Annotated in this window: 11 protein-coding genes; 7 read left to right on the top strand and 4 right to left on the bottom strand. The window is 60.4% G+C overall.

Going from position 1 to position 13,296, the window contains the following annotated elements:
- Window positions 1-140 precede the first annotated feature (140 nt).
- Window positions 141-1,634 (bottom strand): CoA-acylating methylmalonate-semialdehyde dehydrogenase, encoded by a 1,494-nt coding sequence (locus ACODSV_RS23180; RefSeq protein WP_069075173.1) that lies wholly within the window; start codon window positions 1,632-1,634, stop codon window positions 141-143.
- A 39-nt stretch (window positions 1,635-1,673) separates the two neighbouring features.
- Entirely contained in the window at window positions 1,674-3,023 is a 1,350-nt protein-coding gene (gene aptA / locus ACODSV_RS23175; RefSeq protein ID WP_003188272.1) for an omega-aminotransferase AptA, read from the bottom strand.
- A 126-nt stretch (window positions 3,024-3,149) separates the two neighbouring features.
- Between aptA and ACODSV_RS23170 the strand changes: the two genes are divergently transcribed.
- The 6 genes from ACODSV_RS23170 (at window position 3,150) to ACODSV_RS23145 (ending at window position 9,512) form a co-directional block, all read left to right on the top strand.
- Entirely contained in the window at window positions 3,150-4,070 is a 921-nt protein-coding gene (locus ACODSV_RS23170; protein ID WP_024073208.1) for a LysR family transcriptional regulator, read from the top strand.
- Between the two features lie 88 nt (window positions 4,071-4,158).
- Window positions 4,159-5,553, top strand: a complete 1,395-nt coding sequence (locus tag ACODSV_RS23165) for a uracil-xanthine permease family protein (protein WP_150054564.1) — start codon at window positions 4,159-4,161, stop codon at window positions 5,551-5,553.
- Window positions 5,554-5,640: 87 nt separating this feature from the next.
- Window positions 5,641-6,300 carry a TetR/AcrR family transcriptional regulator gene (locus tag ACODSV_RS23160; protein ID WP_024073206.1) on the top strand — a complete coding sequence of 220 codons (660 nt, stop codon included), beginning with the start codon at window positions 5,641-5,643 and terminating at the stop codon, window positions 6,298-6,300.
- A 12-nt stretch (window positions 6,301-6,312) separates the two neighbouring features.
- Window positions 6,313-6,894 (top strand): IMPACT family protein, encoded by a 582-nt coding sequence (locus ACODSV_RS23155; RefSeq protein ID WP_024073205.1) that lies wholly within the window; start codon window positions 6,313-6,315, stop codon window positions 6,892-6,894.
- 388 nt (window positions 6,895-7,282) lie between these two features.
- Window positions 7,283-7,969, top strand: coding sequence for an SDR family oxidoreductase (locus ACODSV_RS23150; RefSeq protein WP_150054563.1), 687 nt, complete (start codon window positions 7,283-7,285; stop codon window positions 7,967-7,969).
- Window positions 7,970-8,153: 184 nt separating this feature from the next.
- A complete protein-coding gene (locus ACODSV_RS23145; protein ID WP_150054562.1) occupies window positions 8,154-9,512 on the top strand; it encodes an 8-oxoguanine deaminase in 1,359 nt (452 codons plus the stop codon).
- A 62-nt stretch (window positions 9,513-9,574) separates the two neighbouring features.
- Here the strand turns inward: ACODSV_RS23145 and ACODSV_RS23140 are convergent, their stop codons facing one another.
- Window positions 9,575-10,663, bottom strand: a complete 1,089-nt coding sequence (locus ACODSV_RS23140) for a calcium:cation antiporter (protein WP_024073202.1) — start codon at window positions 10,661-10,663, stop codon at window positions 9,575-9,577.
- A 193-nt stretch (window positions 10,664-10,856) separates the two neighbouring features.
- Between ACODSV_RS23140 and ACODSV_RS23135 the strand changes: the two genes are divergently transcribed.
- Window positions 10,857-11,810, top strand: a complete 954-nt coding sequence (locus ACODSV_RS23135; RefSeq protein ID WP_150056073.1) for an adenosine deaminase — start codon at window positions 10,857-10,859, stop codon at window positions 11,808-11,810.
- 75 nt (window positions 11,811-11,885) lie between these two features.
- Here the strand turns inward: ACODSV_RS23135 and ACODSV_RS23130 are convergent, their stop codons facing one another.
- On the bottom strand, window positions 11,886-13,256 hold the full coding sequence (locus tag ACODSV_RS23130) for an MFS transporter (RefSeq protein WP_024073200.1): 1,371 nt from the start codon (window positions 13,254-13,256) through the stop codon (window positions 11,886-11,888).
- Window positions 13,257-13,296 lie beyond the last annotated feature (40 nt).

The following is a 13,296-nucleotide window of genomic DNA, read 5'->3' as shown; positions in this document are numbered from 1 at the left end:
TTTCGACTGCGCCGGAAGTGGGGCGAATTATAGACTTCCAGAATCTGCCGTCAACACCTATTTTCATATTTCTGTCATATCGATCAAAAAAGCCTCAAATACACGAAAGCCGGCCCCAAGGGGCCGGCTTTCAACGCTTATTACAAGCTAGGAAACGCAAACTGCGACGCTTCATGACTGGCCCGTTGCGGCCAACGCTGGGTAATCGCCTTGCGACGTGTGTAGAAACGCACCCCATCCGGACCATAAGCATGCAAGTCACCGAACAGCGAACGCTTCCAACCACCAAAGCTGTGATACGCCACCGGCACCGGCAGTGGCACGTTCACGCCGACCATCCCCACTTCAATCTCGTCACAGAACAGACGCGCCGCCTCCCCATCACGGGTGAAGATGCAGGTACCGTTGCCATACTCATGATCGTTAATCAGCTGCATCGCAGCTTCCAGGCTATTCACCCGAACCACGCACAGCACCGGCCCGAAGATCTCTTCTTTATAGATACGCATCTCGGGCGTCACGCGATCGAACAAACTGCCGCCCAGGAAGAACCCTTCTTCATGCCCGGCAACACTCAAGCCACGACCATCAACTACCAGTTCAGCGCCCGCAGCCACACCGTCTTCTATATAGCCACTGACCTTATCCCGCGCCTGCCCTGTCACCAGCGGCCCCATATCCAGCCCGCAGGAGGTGCCCGCACCGATCTTCAGCGCCTTGACCTGCGGCACCAGCTTGGCGATCAATGCATCCGCCACCTGGTCACCCACGCACACGGCCACCGAGATCGCCATGCAACGTTCACCGCACGAACCATAGGCCGCCCCCATCAAGGCACTGACCGCATTATCCAGGTCCGCATCCGGCATCAGCACCGCATGGTTCTTCGCCCCGCCCAGTGCCTGCACGCGTTTGCCACGTTTGGTCGCTTCGGCATAGATGTACTCGGCAATAGGTGTCGAGCCGACGAAGCTCAGCGCCTTGACTTCCGGCGCCTCGATCAACGCATCCACCGCGCCCTTGTCACCGTGCACCACGCTCAGCACACCTTTAGGCAGGCCAGCCTCCTGCAATAGTTGCGCGATCAGCAACGTCGAGCTTGGATCACGCTCCGACGGCTTGAGGATGAAGCAGTTGCCGCAAACGATCGCCAGCGGATACATCCACAGTGGCACCATCGCCGGGAAGTTGAACGGTGTAATGCCTGCCACCACGCCCAACGGCTGGAAATCCGACCAGGCATCAATGTTCGGCCCGACATTGCGGCTGTACTCGCCCTTGAGAATCTCCGGCGCCGAGCACGCGTACTCCACGTTCTCGATCCCACGCTTCAACTCACCGGCGGCGTCTTCCAGCGTCTTGCCATGCTCTTCGCTGATCAACTGCGAGATACGTGCTTCGTTCTGCTCCAGCAATTGCTTGAAACGAAACATCACCTGGGCACGCTTGGCCGCTGGCGTATTCCTCCAGGCCGGAAACGCTGCCTTGGCCGAATCGATTGCGCTCTGAATAGTCTCGCGGCTGGCCAACGGCACCTGGTGAATCACCTGGCCAGTGGACGGGTTGTACACATCGGCAGTGCGACCGGTCTCGCTGACCAACTGGCCATTGATCAAATGCTGGATAAGGCTCATGCAGGGCTCCTGAAAAGTTGTTCTATATAGAAGGAGAAATCAGTCGATCTTGTTCAGCACTTCGCCGACCGCATCAAACAGACGATCCAGGTCCTGCGGCTTGCTGTTGAAGGTTGGCCCAAACTGCAGGGTGTCCCCACCAAAGCGCACGTAAAAGCCGGCTTTCCACAAAGCCATGCCGGCCTCGAATGGACGCACGATCGCATCACCATCACGCGGGGCAATCTGGATCGCACCGGCCAGGCCGTAGTTACGAATGTCGATTACGTTCTTGCTGCCCTTCAAGCCGTGCAGCGCATTCTCAAAGTGTGGCGCGACTTCGGCCACGCTCTGCACCAGGTTTTCCTTCTGCAGCAGATCCAGTGCCGCCAAGCCAGCGGCACATGCCACCGGGTGCGCCGAATAGGTGTAGCCGTGGGGGAACTCCACTGCGTACTCCGGCGTCGCCTGGTTCATGAAGGTCTGGTAGATCTCGCTGCTGGCAATCACTGCGCCCATCGGGATCGCGCCGTTGGTGACTTGCTTGGCGATGCACATCAAGTCCGGGGTCACGCCGAAGCTGTCCGCACCGAACATCGAGCCGGTACGGCCAAAACCGGTGATCACTTCATCGAATACCAACAGGATGTTGTGCTGGTCGCAGATTTCACGCAGGCGCTTGAGATAACCCTGTGGCGGCACCAGCACGCCAGCGGAACCGGCCATCGGCTCGACAAACACTGCCGCGATGTTCGACGCGTCATGCAATTCGATCAGCTTGAGCAGCTCATCGGCCAAGGCGATACCGCCCTGCTCCGGCATGCCGCGGGAAAAGGCATTGCTGGCCAGCAAGGTGTGAGGCAGATGGTCGACATCCATCATCGCCTGGCCAAACAGCTTACGGTTGCCGTTGACGCCGCCCAGGCTGGTACCGGCGATGTTCACACCGTGATAACCACGGGCACGCCCAATCATCTTGGTCTTGGTCGCCTGGCCTTTCAGGCGCCAATAGGCACGCACCATTTTCACCGCCGTGTCGGCGCACTCGGAGCCGGAGTCAGTGAAGAACACGTGGTTCAGGTTGCCTGGGGTCAGGTCGGTGATCTTTTCCGCCAATTGGAAGGACAGCGGATGACCGTATTGAAAGCCCGGCGAGTAATCCAGGGTACCCAGTTGCTTGGCGACGGCTTCCTGGATCTCCTTGCGCGTATGCCCGGCGCCGCAGGTCCACAGCCCCGACAACGAATCGTAAACCTTGCGCCCCTTGTCATCGGTCAACCAGCTGCCTTCGGCGGCCACGATCAGGCGCGGGTCGCGCTGGAAGTTACGGTTGGCGGTGTAGGGCATCCAGTGCGCGTCCAACTTCAGTTGGCTGGCCAGGGACGATGGGGCGTTTTCGGGCATGTTCATCAGCAAAACCTCGCAGGGCAACAGGCAGCGTCGGGATTGAAAAAGCGTTGTTGCAGCTAAATTGCCACGGGGATAAAGTCGGTGAAATTCAACTCTTCTAACCTTCAGTCAGGGATTCACTAAACTATGAGCAGTCGCCGACCCGATCCCCTGGCTCAAGTCAGTGACTTCGATATTCGCCTGCTGCGTATCTTCCGCAGCGTGGTGGAATGCGGTGGCTTCTCGGCGGCGGAAACCGTGCTGGGCATCGGGCGCTCGGCCATCAGCCAGCAAATGAGCGACCTGGAGCAACGCCTCGGGTTAAGGCTGTGCCAACGCGGGCGCGCCGGTTTCTCCCTGACCGAAGAAGGCCGCGAGGTCTACCAATCGGCCCTGCAACTGTTAAGTGCCCTGGAAAGCTTTCGCACCGAGGTCAACGGCCTGCACCAGCATTTGCGCGGCGAGTTGATCATTGGCCTCACCGACAACCTGGTCACCCTGCCCCACATGCGCATCACTCACGCCCTGGCGCAGTTGAAGGAGCGCGGCCCGGACGTGCAAATCCAGATCCGCATGATCGCGCCCAATGAAGTGGAACAAGGCGTACTCGACGGGCGCCTGCATGTCGGTGTGGTGCCCCAGGCCAGTGCATTGTCCGGCCTGGAATACCAACCGCTGTACAGCGAACGCTCGCTGCTCTACTGCGCGGTTGGCCATCCCCTGTTTTATGCCGACGACAAGCAACTGGACGACGAACGTATCAACACCCAGGACGCCATCGCCCCCACCTTTCGCCTGCCCGCCGAGATCCAGGCCCACTACCAGGCACTCAATTGCACTGCCAGCGCTTCGGACCGCGAAGGCATGGCGTTCCTGATCCTGACCGGCCGCTATATCGGCTACCTGCCCGACCACTACGCCAGCCTCTGGGTGCAACAAGGCCGACTGCGCGCGCTGAAATCGGCTACACGCTTTTACGATTTGAGCCTGGCTTCGGTCACGCGCAAAGGCCGTCGCCCCCATTTGGTGCTGGAAAGCTTCCTGGAAAGTCTGGCGGCAACCCGGTAATTCGGGCTCCACACAAAAAGCTGAGCAACTGGACAGCTTTTTGCAAGGGCACTGGGACCTAGAACCGTCCGCCTCGAGTTTGCCCGCCATGCCACCAGAATCTTCCAGCCCCAGTGACCTGATCTACGGCCTCAATGACCGCCCAAAACCCTTAGCGGCGATATTGGCCGCCCTGCAACATGTACTGGCGGCCTTCGTCGGCATCATCACCCCGCCGCTGATCATCGGTTCCACCCTGGGCCTCACCGCCCACCTGCCCTACCTGATCAGCATGGCGCTGATGGTGTCCGGTGTCGGCACATTCATCCAGGCACGCAGGCCATTTGGCATCGGCGCCGGCATGATCTGCCTGCAAGGCACCAGCTTTGCGTTTCTGGGCGCGGTGTTGTCGGCCGGGTTCCTCGTGAAGCAACGCGGCGGTAGCCCGGAAGACATCATGGCGATGATCTTCGGTGTGTGCTTTTTCGGCGCAGCCGTCCAGATCGTACTGAGCCGATTTATCGGTCAATTGCGTCGAGTGATCACGCCGCTGGTCACCGGGATTGTCATCACCCTGATCGGCATCAGCCTGATCAAGGTTGGGATCACCGACCTGGGCGGCGGCTTCAACGCCCCCGATTTCGGCGCGCCCACCAACCTGGCGCTAGGCCTGTTCGTGGTATTGACCATTATCCTGCTCAACCGCTCCAATACCCCATGGGTGCGCCTCTCGGCGATCATCATCGGCCTAGCCCTTGGCAGCATAGCCGCCTGGTTCAGCGGCAAGCTGGTGCCCCAAGCCCTGCCCGACCTGCCCTTGATCAGCGTGCCGATGCCGTTCCGTTTTGGTTTCAACTTCGACTGGAGCGCCTTCCTGCCGATCGCGCTGATTTATCTGATCAGCAGCATCGAAACCGTGGGCGACCTCACTGCCAATTGCATGATCGCCCGCCAGCCCATCAGCGGGCCTTCCTATATAAGCCGGCTCAAAGGTGGCGTGCTGGGGGACGGCGTCAGTTGCATGATCGCAGCGACGTTCAGTGCCTTCCCCAACACGACCTTTGCCCAGAACAATGGCGTGATCCAACTCACCGGCGTCGCCAGCCGCTACGTTGGCTTATACATCGGTGTCGTGCTGTTTTGCCTCGGCCTGTTTCCACTGATCGGCGCAGTACTGCAGCAGATCCCCAAGCCGGTATTGGGCGGCGCAACCCTGGTGATGTTCGGCAGCGTGGCAGCAGCCGGCGTGCGCATCCTCGCGCAGGCACCGCTGGACCGACGCAGTATGCTGATCATCGCCACCTCCTTTGGCGTGGGCCTGGGCATTGCCGCCCAACCCAACCTGCTGCACTTGATGCCAACCCTGGTGCAAAACCTGTTCGACTCGGCCATCACCAGCGGCGGGCTGACGGCCATCGTGTTGTGCCTGCTGCTGCCGGAAGCCAAGGCCGGCACCGCGGCCGCAAACCACGGGCCAGAAAGCGACACTCTGGAACCGCTTTGACGCTTTTATTGCATCAGGACTTGTCTGAGGCTTGAGGGTGGGTTATCTGTGCACACGTCGTCTCTATCGATCAGCACGGAAACCTCCATGAGCCTCGAAGTTCCTGCCCACAGCAACCCCGCCGGGAAGCCCGCCAGCCGTATTCGGCAAAAGAACGAACAAGCGATTCTTCAAGCGGCTGAAGATGAATTCGCGCGCCATGGCTACAAGGGCACCAGCATGAACACCATTGCTGCCAGTGCCGGGTTGCCGAAAGCCAACTTGCACTACTACTTCACCAACAAGCTGGGCCTGTATATCGCGGTGCTCAGCAATATCCTCGAACTGTGGGACAGCACCTTCAACGCGCTGACCGCCGAGGACGACCCCGCGGTGGCACTCACGCGCTACATCCGCACCAAGATGGAATTCTCGCGGCGCCAGCCGCAGGCCTCACGCATCTTCGCCATGGAGATCATCAGCGGCGGCGAATGCCTGACCGAATATTTCAGCCAGGACTACCGCGCCTGGTTCAGCGGCCGGGCCGCGGTATTCCAGGCCTGGATCGACGCCGGCAAGATGGACCCCATCGACCCCGTGCACCTGATCTTCCTGCTGTGGGGCAGCACCCAGCACTACGCCGACTTCGCCACCCAGATCTGCCGCGTCACCGGTCGCACCAAACTGACCAAGCAGGATATGGAAGACGCCGGCACCAACCTGATCCACATCATTCTCAAAGGCTGTGGCATCAAGCCTGCCTTCTAGACGACGAAACTTATGCCTTTCACGCTTACCGGCCTTTGCGAATTTCGTGAAGAAATACGCAAAAGCCGCTTCATCACACTCGCAGCACCGATCACCAGCCCACAAGAAGCCCAAGGGTTTATCGAGCAGCACAGCGACCTGAACGCCACACACAACTGCTGGGCCTGGAAGCTGGCCGATCAGTACCGCAGCAACGACGACGGCGAACCCGGCGGTACGGCGGGCCGGCCGATCCTGGCGGCGATTGAAGCCCAAGGTTTTGATCAGGTCGTGGTGCTGGTGATTCGTTGGTATGGCGGCATCCAGTTGGGCACTGGTGGATTGGCCCGTGCCTACGGCGGCGGCGCGAATAAATGCCTGCAAACGGCCGAACGTATTGAATTGATCAGCCGGGTACCGCTCAGTTGCGCCTGCGGATTCTCCGAACTGAACCTGGTCAAGCTGCGCGTCGCCGAACTCGGCGGCTTGGTCGTGGAGGAAACCTTCACCGCCAATGGCGTGGAATTGCAACTGGCCCTGGGCGAACTGCAGATCGAGACCCTGCAAATCCAGCTCGCCGACTTAAGCCGTGGGCGCATCCTGCTGCAACGCTGAAACTGCCCACATCTACTGTGCACCTGCCTGTGGATAAGCTGAGCACATTCGTCTGTAACCCCTCTGTCACAAGGGTTTGCGGGCATTGATCAGTTTTTGTTCAAGCTAGCCGGTCCCCAAGCCAATCTCACTCCAAAACAGTCAGTTAGGCTGCTTATGGCCTTTAGAACAAAGGAGCGCAGCGCTTATATCCACAGCCGTGGCTTGCGCACAATAACTGTGGAGCAAGCTGTGGATAACCCGTGCAAGAGTACACAGGTCGCACGCCGTGCAATGCTCGGCGCAAACTGTACGTTTTTTGATCAGCAAGGCCCGCTCCTTTTTTTCGACGCCTGCGGTAAGGTGGTGCGCTGAATTCCCTGAATCGCGTCTGAAAAGGAAGCTCTTCATGTCTACGCCAAAAACCGCACTGATCATCGGCGCCTCTCGCGGGCTGGGTCTTGGCCTGGTCCAGCAACTGCTCCAGGACGGTTGGAACGTGACCGCCACCGTGCGTGACCCGAACAAGGCCGATGCACTGAAAGCCGTTGGCCCGGTTCAGATCGAGAAACTCGACATGGACGACCAGCAAGCCGTGATTGCCCTGAGCCAGCGCCTCAAGGACCGCACCTTCGACCTGCTGTTCGTCAACGCCGGCGTCAAGGGCCCCGCCAACCAGGAGCCCGGCCACGCCACCCTGGCGGAAGTCGGCCAGCTGTTTTTCACTAACGCCGTGGCGCCGATCAACCTGGCCCAGCGCTTTGTCGGACAGATCCGCAAGGACAGTGGTGTGCTGGCCTTCATGAGTTCGGTGCTGGGCAGCGTCACCATTCCCGATGGTTCGGACCTGGCGTTGTACAAAGCCAGCAAGGCCGCACTCAACTCGATGACCAACAGCTTTATCACCCAACTCGGCGATCAAAAATTGACCGTGCTGTCCCTGCACCCAGGCTGGGTAAAAACCGACATGGGCGGCGAAAACGCGCACATCGATGTCGCCACCAGCGTACGTGGCCTGGTCGATCAGGTGAATGCCTACACCGGCAAAGGCGGCCATCACTTTGTGGACTACCGGGGCCACACCATTCCTTGGTAAGCCGCGATCAAAGGTGGGAGCGCGCTGGCTCGCGATGAACTCGAAAGCCGCGCTTTCCTACAGCTAGACCAGATCCAGAACTACACGTAATCTACCCACCTCGCCCTCCCCGGCGACCCTGGATCAGCAGACAGGGCAACACTGAGCTGGCAAACCTGAACCCATCATTCAGAGGAGCCGGCCAATGCCTGCGACCCGTACCTGGTTAAAAAACCCCCGCGCGATTTTCACTGCCAATGGCCTCGATGCCCGTGGCGGCCTGGTGCTGCAAGACGGTGTGATCACCGAAGTGCTGGGCATAGGGCAAGCACCTGCGCAGCCCTGTGCACAAGTATTCGATGCCCGCGAGCATGTGGTTCTTCCAGGGTTGATCAACACCCATCATCACTTCTATCAAACCCTGACCCGTGCCTGGGCGCCGGTGGTCAACCAGCCGCTGTTTCCATGGCTGAAGACCTTGTATCCGGTATGGGCGCGACTGACCCCGGAAAAGCTCGCCCTCGCGTCCAAAGTTGCGCTGGCGGAGTTACTGCTTTCAGGCTGCACCACGGCGGCTGACCACCACTACCTGTTCCCCGACGGCCTGGAAAATGCCATCGACGTGCAAGTCGAAACGGTGCGCGAACTGGGTATGCGCGCCATGCTCACCCGCGGTTCCATGAGCCTGGGCGAAGCCGACGGTGGCCTGCCGCCGCAACAGACGGTGCAAGAAGGCTCTGTCATCCTGGACGACAGCCAACGCCTGATCCGCCAGTACCACGAACGCGGCGAGGGCGCGCAGATCCAGATCGCCCTCGCGCCCTGCTCACCGTTTTCCGTCACCCCGGAAATCATGCGCGCCAGCGCCGAACTGGCCGAGAGCCTCGATGTACGCCTGCACACTCACCTGGCGGAAACCCTCGACGAGGAAGATTTCTGCCTGCAGCGCTTCGGCCTGCGCACCGTGGATTACCTCGACAGCGTCGGCTGGCTCGGGCCGCGCACGTGGCTGGCACATGGCATTCATTTCAACCCGGACGAAATCGCGCGCCTGGGTGCCGCCGGCACCGGGGTCTGCCACTGCCCAAGTTCGAACATGCGCCTGGCTTCCGGTATTTGCCCGACCCTCGACCTGCTCGCGGCCGGCGTGCCCATCGGCCTGGGCGTGGACGGCTCGGCCTCCAACGATGCCTCGAACATGATCCTCGAAACTCGCCAGGCGCTGTACATCCAGCGCCTGCGATACGGCGCGCAAAAAATCACACCCGAGGGCGTGCTGGGCTGGGCGACAAAAGGGTCGGCACACCTGCTGGGCCGTACGGACATCGGTGAATTGGCCGTGGGCAAACAGGCCGACCTCGCGCTGTTCAAACTGGATGAGCTGCGCTTCTCCGGCAGCCACGATCCGATTTCAGCGCTGCTGTTGTGCGGCGCCGACCGCGCGGACCGGGTAATGATCGCCGGCAAATGGCGGGTGATCGACGGACAGGTCGAAGGCCTGGACCTGAAAGGCTTGATCGCCGATCACAGCCAGGCGGCGCGGCGGCTAATCGCCGGAACCTAAGTCAAACACGGGTCAGAATGTGGGAGGGAGCTTGCTCCCTCCCACATTGGATTGCGCGGTGCTTACAAGCCCAACATCGACAACATGATAAACGTCGCAAACAACACAAAATGGGTCATCCCTTCGATGGCGTTGGTTTCGCCATCGTTGAGGTTGATCGCGCTGACGATCAGCGTGATCAGCACCATCACCGTTTGCACCGGCGTCATCGCCATCTGGAACGGCTGCCCGGTGTAGAGCGCCATGGCCTCCATCACGGGCACCGTCAGGATCACCGTCGACAACGATGCCCCCAGCGCAATATTCACCACCGACTGCATGCGGTTGGCCAACGCGGCCCGCAACGCCGTCAGAATTTCCGGTGCCGCCGAGATAGCGGCGACCACGATCGCCGTGACCACCGGCGGAGCGCCCGTGCCTTCCAGGCCGAGGTCGAGCGTCTTGGACATCACCTCGGCCAGCGCACCGATCACAATCACGCCAAACACCAGGGTGCCGATGGAGAACGCCAGGTTCACCGGCGGCGCCTCTTCCTCCGGCAATTGCTTGCGACGCTTTTCCGGGTAGCTGTAGCTGAAGAAGTAACTGTGCGGGCCCACCTGCATGCGCAGGAACAAGGTGTACAGCACCACCATCGCGCCGATGGTGAATGCAGAGTAAATTTTCCAGTCCGCCTCAGGGATAAACTCCGGCACCACCATCGACACGCCCATGGCAGTGAGGATCATCACGCTGTAGGTCCGCGCCGAATCATCGTTGTAGGACTGTTCGCCGTGCTTGATCCCGCCCATCAGCGCGGCCAGGCCGAGGATGCCGTTGATGTCGAGCATCACCGCCGAATAGATGGTGTCGCGCACCAGCGTGGGGGACGGTTCGTTACTCATCATGATCGCCAGGATCACCACTTCCACCAGCACGGCGGCCAGGGTCAGGATCATGGTGCCGTAGGGGTCGCCCACCTTTTCCGCCAGTTGCTCGGCATGGTGGGCAACGCGCATGGAGGCGACCACGATAAAGCCGATCAGCACCAGGCCGGCCAGCAGCGCTACCATTTGCCCGCTGTGGAGCATCCAGTGCTCCAGCGGATAGGCGGCGATGGCGGCAATCAGCGCCAGCAGCATGAATTTTTCTTGCTTGAGGGATGTGAGCATTCCGGGCCTTTTAGTGCGGCAGATCAGTCATTGATGGGGTACAGACTGCGCCAAGCCGCTAACGTTTCGTTACACCTTAGTTCACGTCGCCCTTGCGTGAATCAAACCAATACTCTCCTGCTGGTCAGGTTTTGCCGATTATTTCAGCCATGGCCTGTAGAATGCCGCCATTGCACCTGATGAGATTTTAGAAATGTACGATTGGCTCAACGCCCTGCCCAAGGCTGAATTGCACCTGCACCTGGAAGGCTCGCTGGAGCCGGAGTTGCTGTTCGCCCTGGCCGAGCGCAACAAGATTGCGCTGCCATGGAACGACGTCGAAACCCTGCGCAAGGCCTATGCCTTCAACAACCTGCAAGAGTTTCTCGACCTGTATTACAAGGGCGCCGACGTGTTGCGCACGTCCCAGGATTTCTACGACCTGACCTGGGCCTACCTGCTGCGTTGCAAGGCGCAGAACGTGATTCACACCGAACCTTTCTTCGACCCGCAGACCCACACCGACCGTGGTGTGCCGTTCGAAGTGGTGCTCAACGGCATCGCCGCCGCGCTTAAAGATGGCGAGCAACAATTGGGCATCACCAGTGGTTTGATCCTCAGCTTCCTGCGCCACTTGAGCGAAGCCGAAGCCGAGAAAACCCTCGACCAGGCCCTGCCGTTCCGCGATGCGTTCGTGGCCGTCGGCCTGGACAGTTCGGAAATGGGCCACCCACCGAGCAAGTTCCAGCGCGTGTTCGACCGCGCTCGCCACGAAGGCTTCCTCACGGTAGCCCACGCCGGCGAAGAAGGCCCGCCGGAGTACATCTGGGAAGCCATCGACTTGCTGAAAATCCAGCGCATCGACCATGGCGTGCGCGCCATCGAAGACGAACGCCTGATGCAGCGCATCATCGACGAGCAGATCCCGCTGACCGTATGCCCGCTGTCCAACACCAAGCTCTGCGTGTTCGACGACATGGCCCAGCACAACATCCTCGAGATGCTCGAACGTGGCGTGAAGGTGACGGTGAACTCGGACGACCCGGCGTACTTCGGCGGCTATGTCACCGAGAACTTCCACGCGCTGTACACCGCCCTGGGCATGACCCAGGACCAGGCCAAACGCCTGGCACAAAACAGCCTGGATGCGCGACTGGTCAAACCGTAACCCGCACTCACTGGATGAATGCAGGCTGGATGTGGGAGGGGCACCGCTCCTCCCACAGTGGTTGCGTGTTGCGCTTTAGATTTCGGCGAGTTCCTCAAGCGTCTTGCCCTTCGTTTCCATCCCGAACACCCATACCACCAGCGCGGCCACCGCAAAACACAGCGCCCCCAAGGCAAACACCCCGCCCTGGCCGGTGATCGGGAATACCAACCCCGTCACCAACGGCCCCAGCAACGACCCGACCCGGCCAATTGCCGATGCAAACCCGGAGCCCGTCGCGCGCGCCGAGGTGGGATACAGTTCCGGCGTGTAGGTGTACAACACCGCCCACATGCCAAACAGGAAGAACTGCATCAACAGTCCTGACGTAATCAGCAGGCCAACGTTGCCGCCAAACACCGCGCTCTGCCCATACAGGAACGCCATCACCCCGCCACCCAGCAATGTCACGACGCACACCGGCTTGCGCCCCCAACGCTCCACTAGCCAAGCCGCCATCAAGAAGCCGGGGATCCCGCCCAGGGAAATGATCACGGTGTAGTACACCGACTGGGTCACGGCAAAACCCGACTGCTGCAACAGCGCACTCAACCACGAGGTCAACCCGTAGAAGCCGAGCAAGGCAAAGAACCACACGCTCCAGATCATCATCGTGCGCTGGCGGTACTGCGCCGACCACAATTGCTGAAACGCCGAGAAAAAATTCCCCGGCGCGCTCTCCACCCGTGGCAGGCGGATGGGCTGCGGCAAGTCAGCACGGCCCAGGGAGTCACGCACCTTTTGCTCGATGCCCAACAGCACCTTGTCTGCCGCCTCAGTTCGCCCGGCCTGCTCCAGCCAGCGCGGTGACTCCGGGATAAAAAACCGGATCGCCAACACGAAGACCGCTGGCACGGCCAGCACCAGGAAGATGTCGCGCCAGCCAATCACCGGCAACAAGAAATAACTCAGCACGCCCGCCGCCACAAAGCCCAACGGCCAGAACCCATCCATCAAGGCGATATAGCGCCCGCGCCGTTTGGCCGGAATCAGCTCCGAGAGCATCGACTGCGCGATGGGAAACTCCATGCCCATGCCTATGCCCAGCAGGATGCGAAACAACGTCAGCGTCTCCACCGTCTGCGCGGTGGAACACAGGTAGCTGGCAATGCCCCACAACACGATGCTCCACTGGAATACCGGCTTGCGCCCGAAACGATCCGCAAGCATCCCGGACAACGAAGCGCCCACCACCATGCCGAAGAAACTCGAACTGGCGAGCAAGCCGGCCTGTGCCGTGCTCAGGCCGAACTCGGCTTTGATCGAGCCTAGAAGGAAAGTCATCATCGCCAGGTCCATGGAGTCGAAGAAAAACGCCAGGGCGATGATGATAAAGATGACTCGGTGGTAGCCACTGATGGGCAACCGTTCCAATCGCTCTGCCGCGCTATAGCCTTGCTTACCCATGCCGCACCCCCTGTGTGGAAATCCCCTCAGCGAGTGTGCG

The organism is Pseudomonas sp. FG86 (genome assembly GCF_057808775.1).
This window is presented reverse-complemented; position numbering and strand designations above follow the sequence as displayed.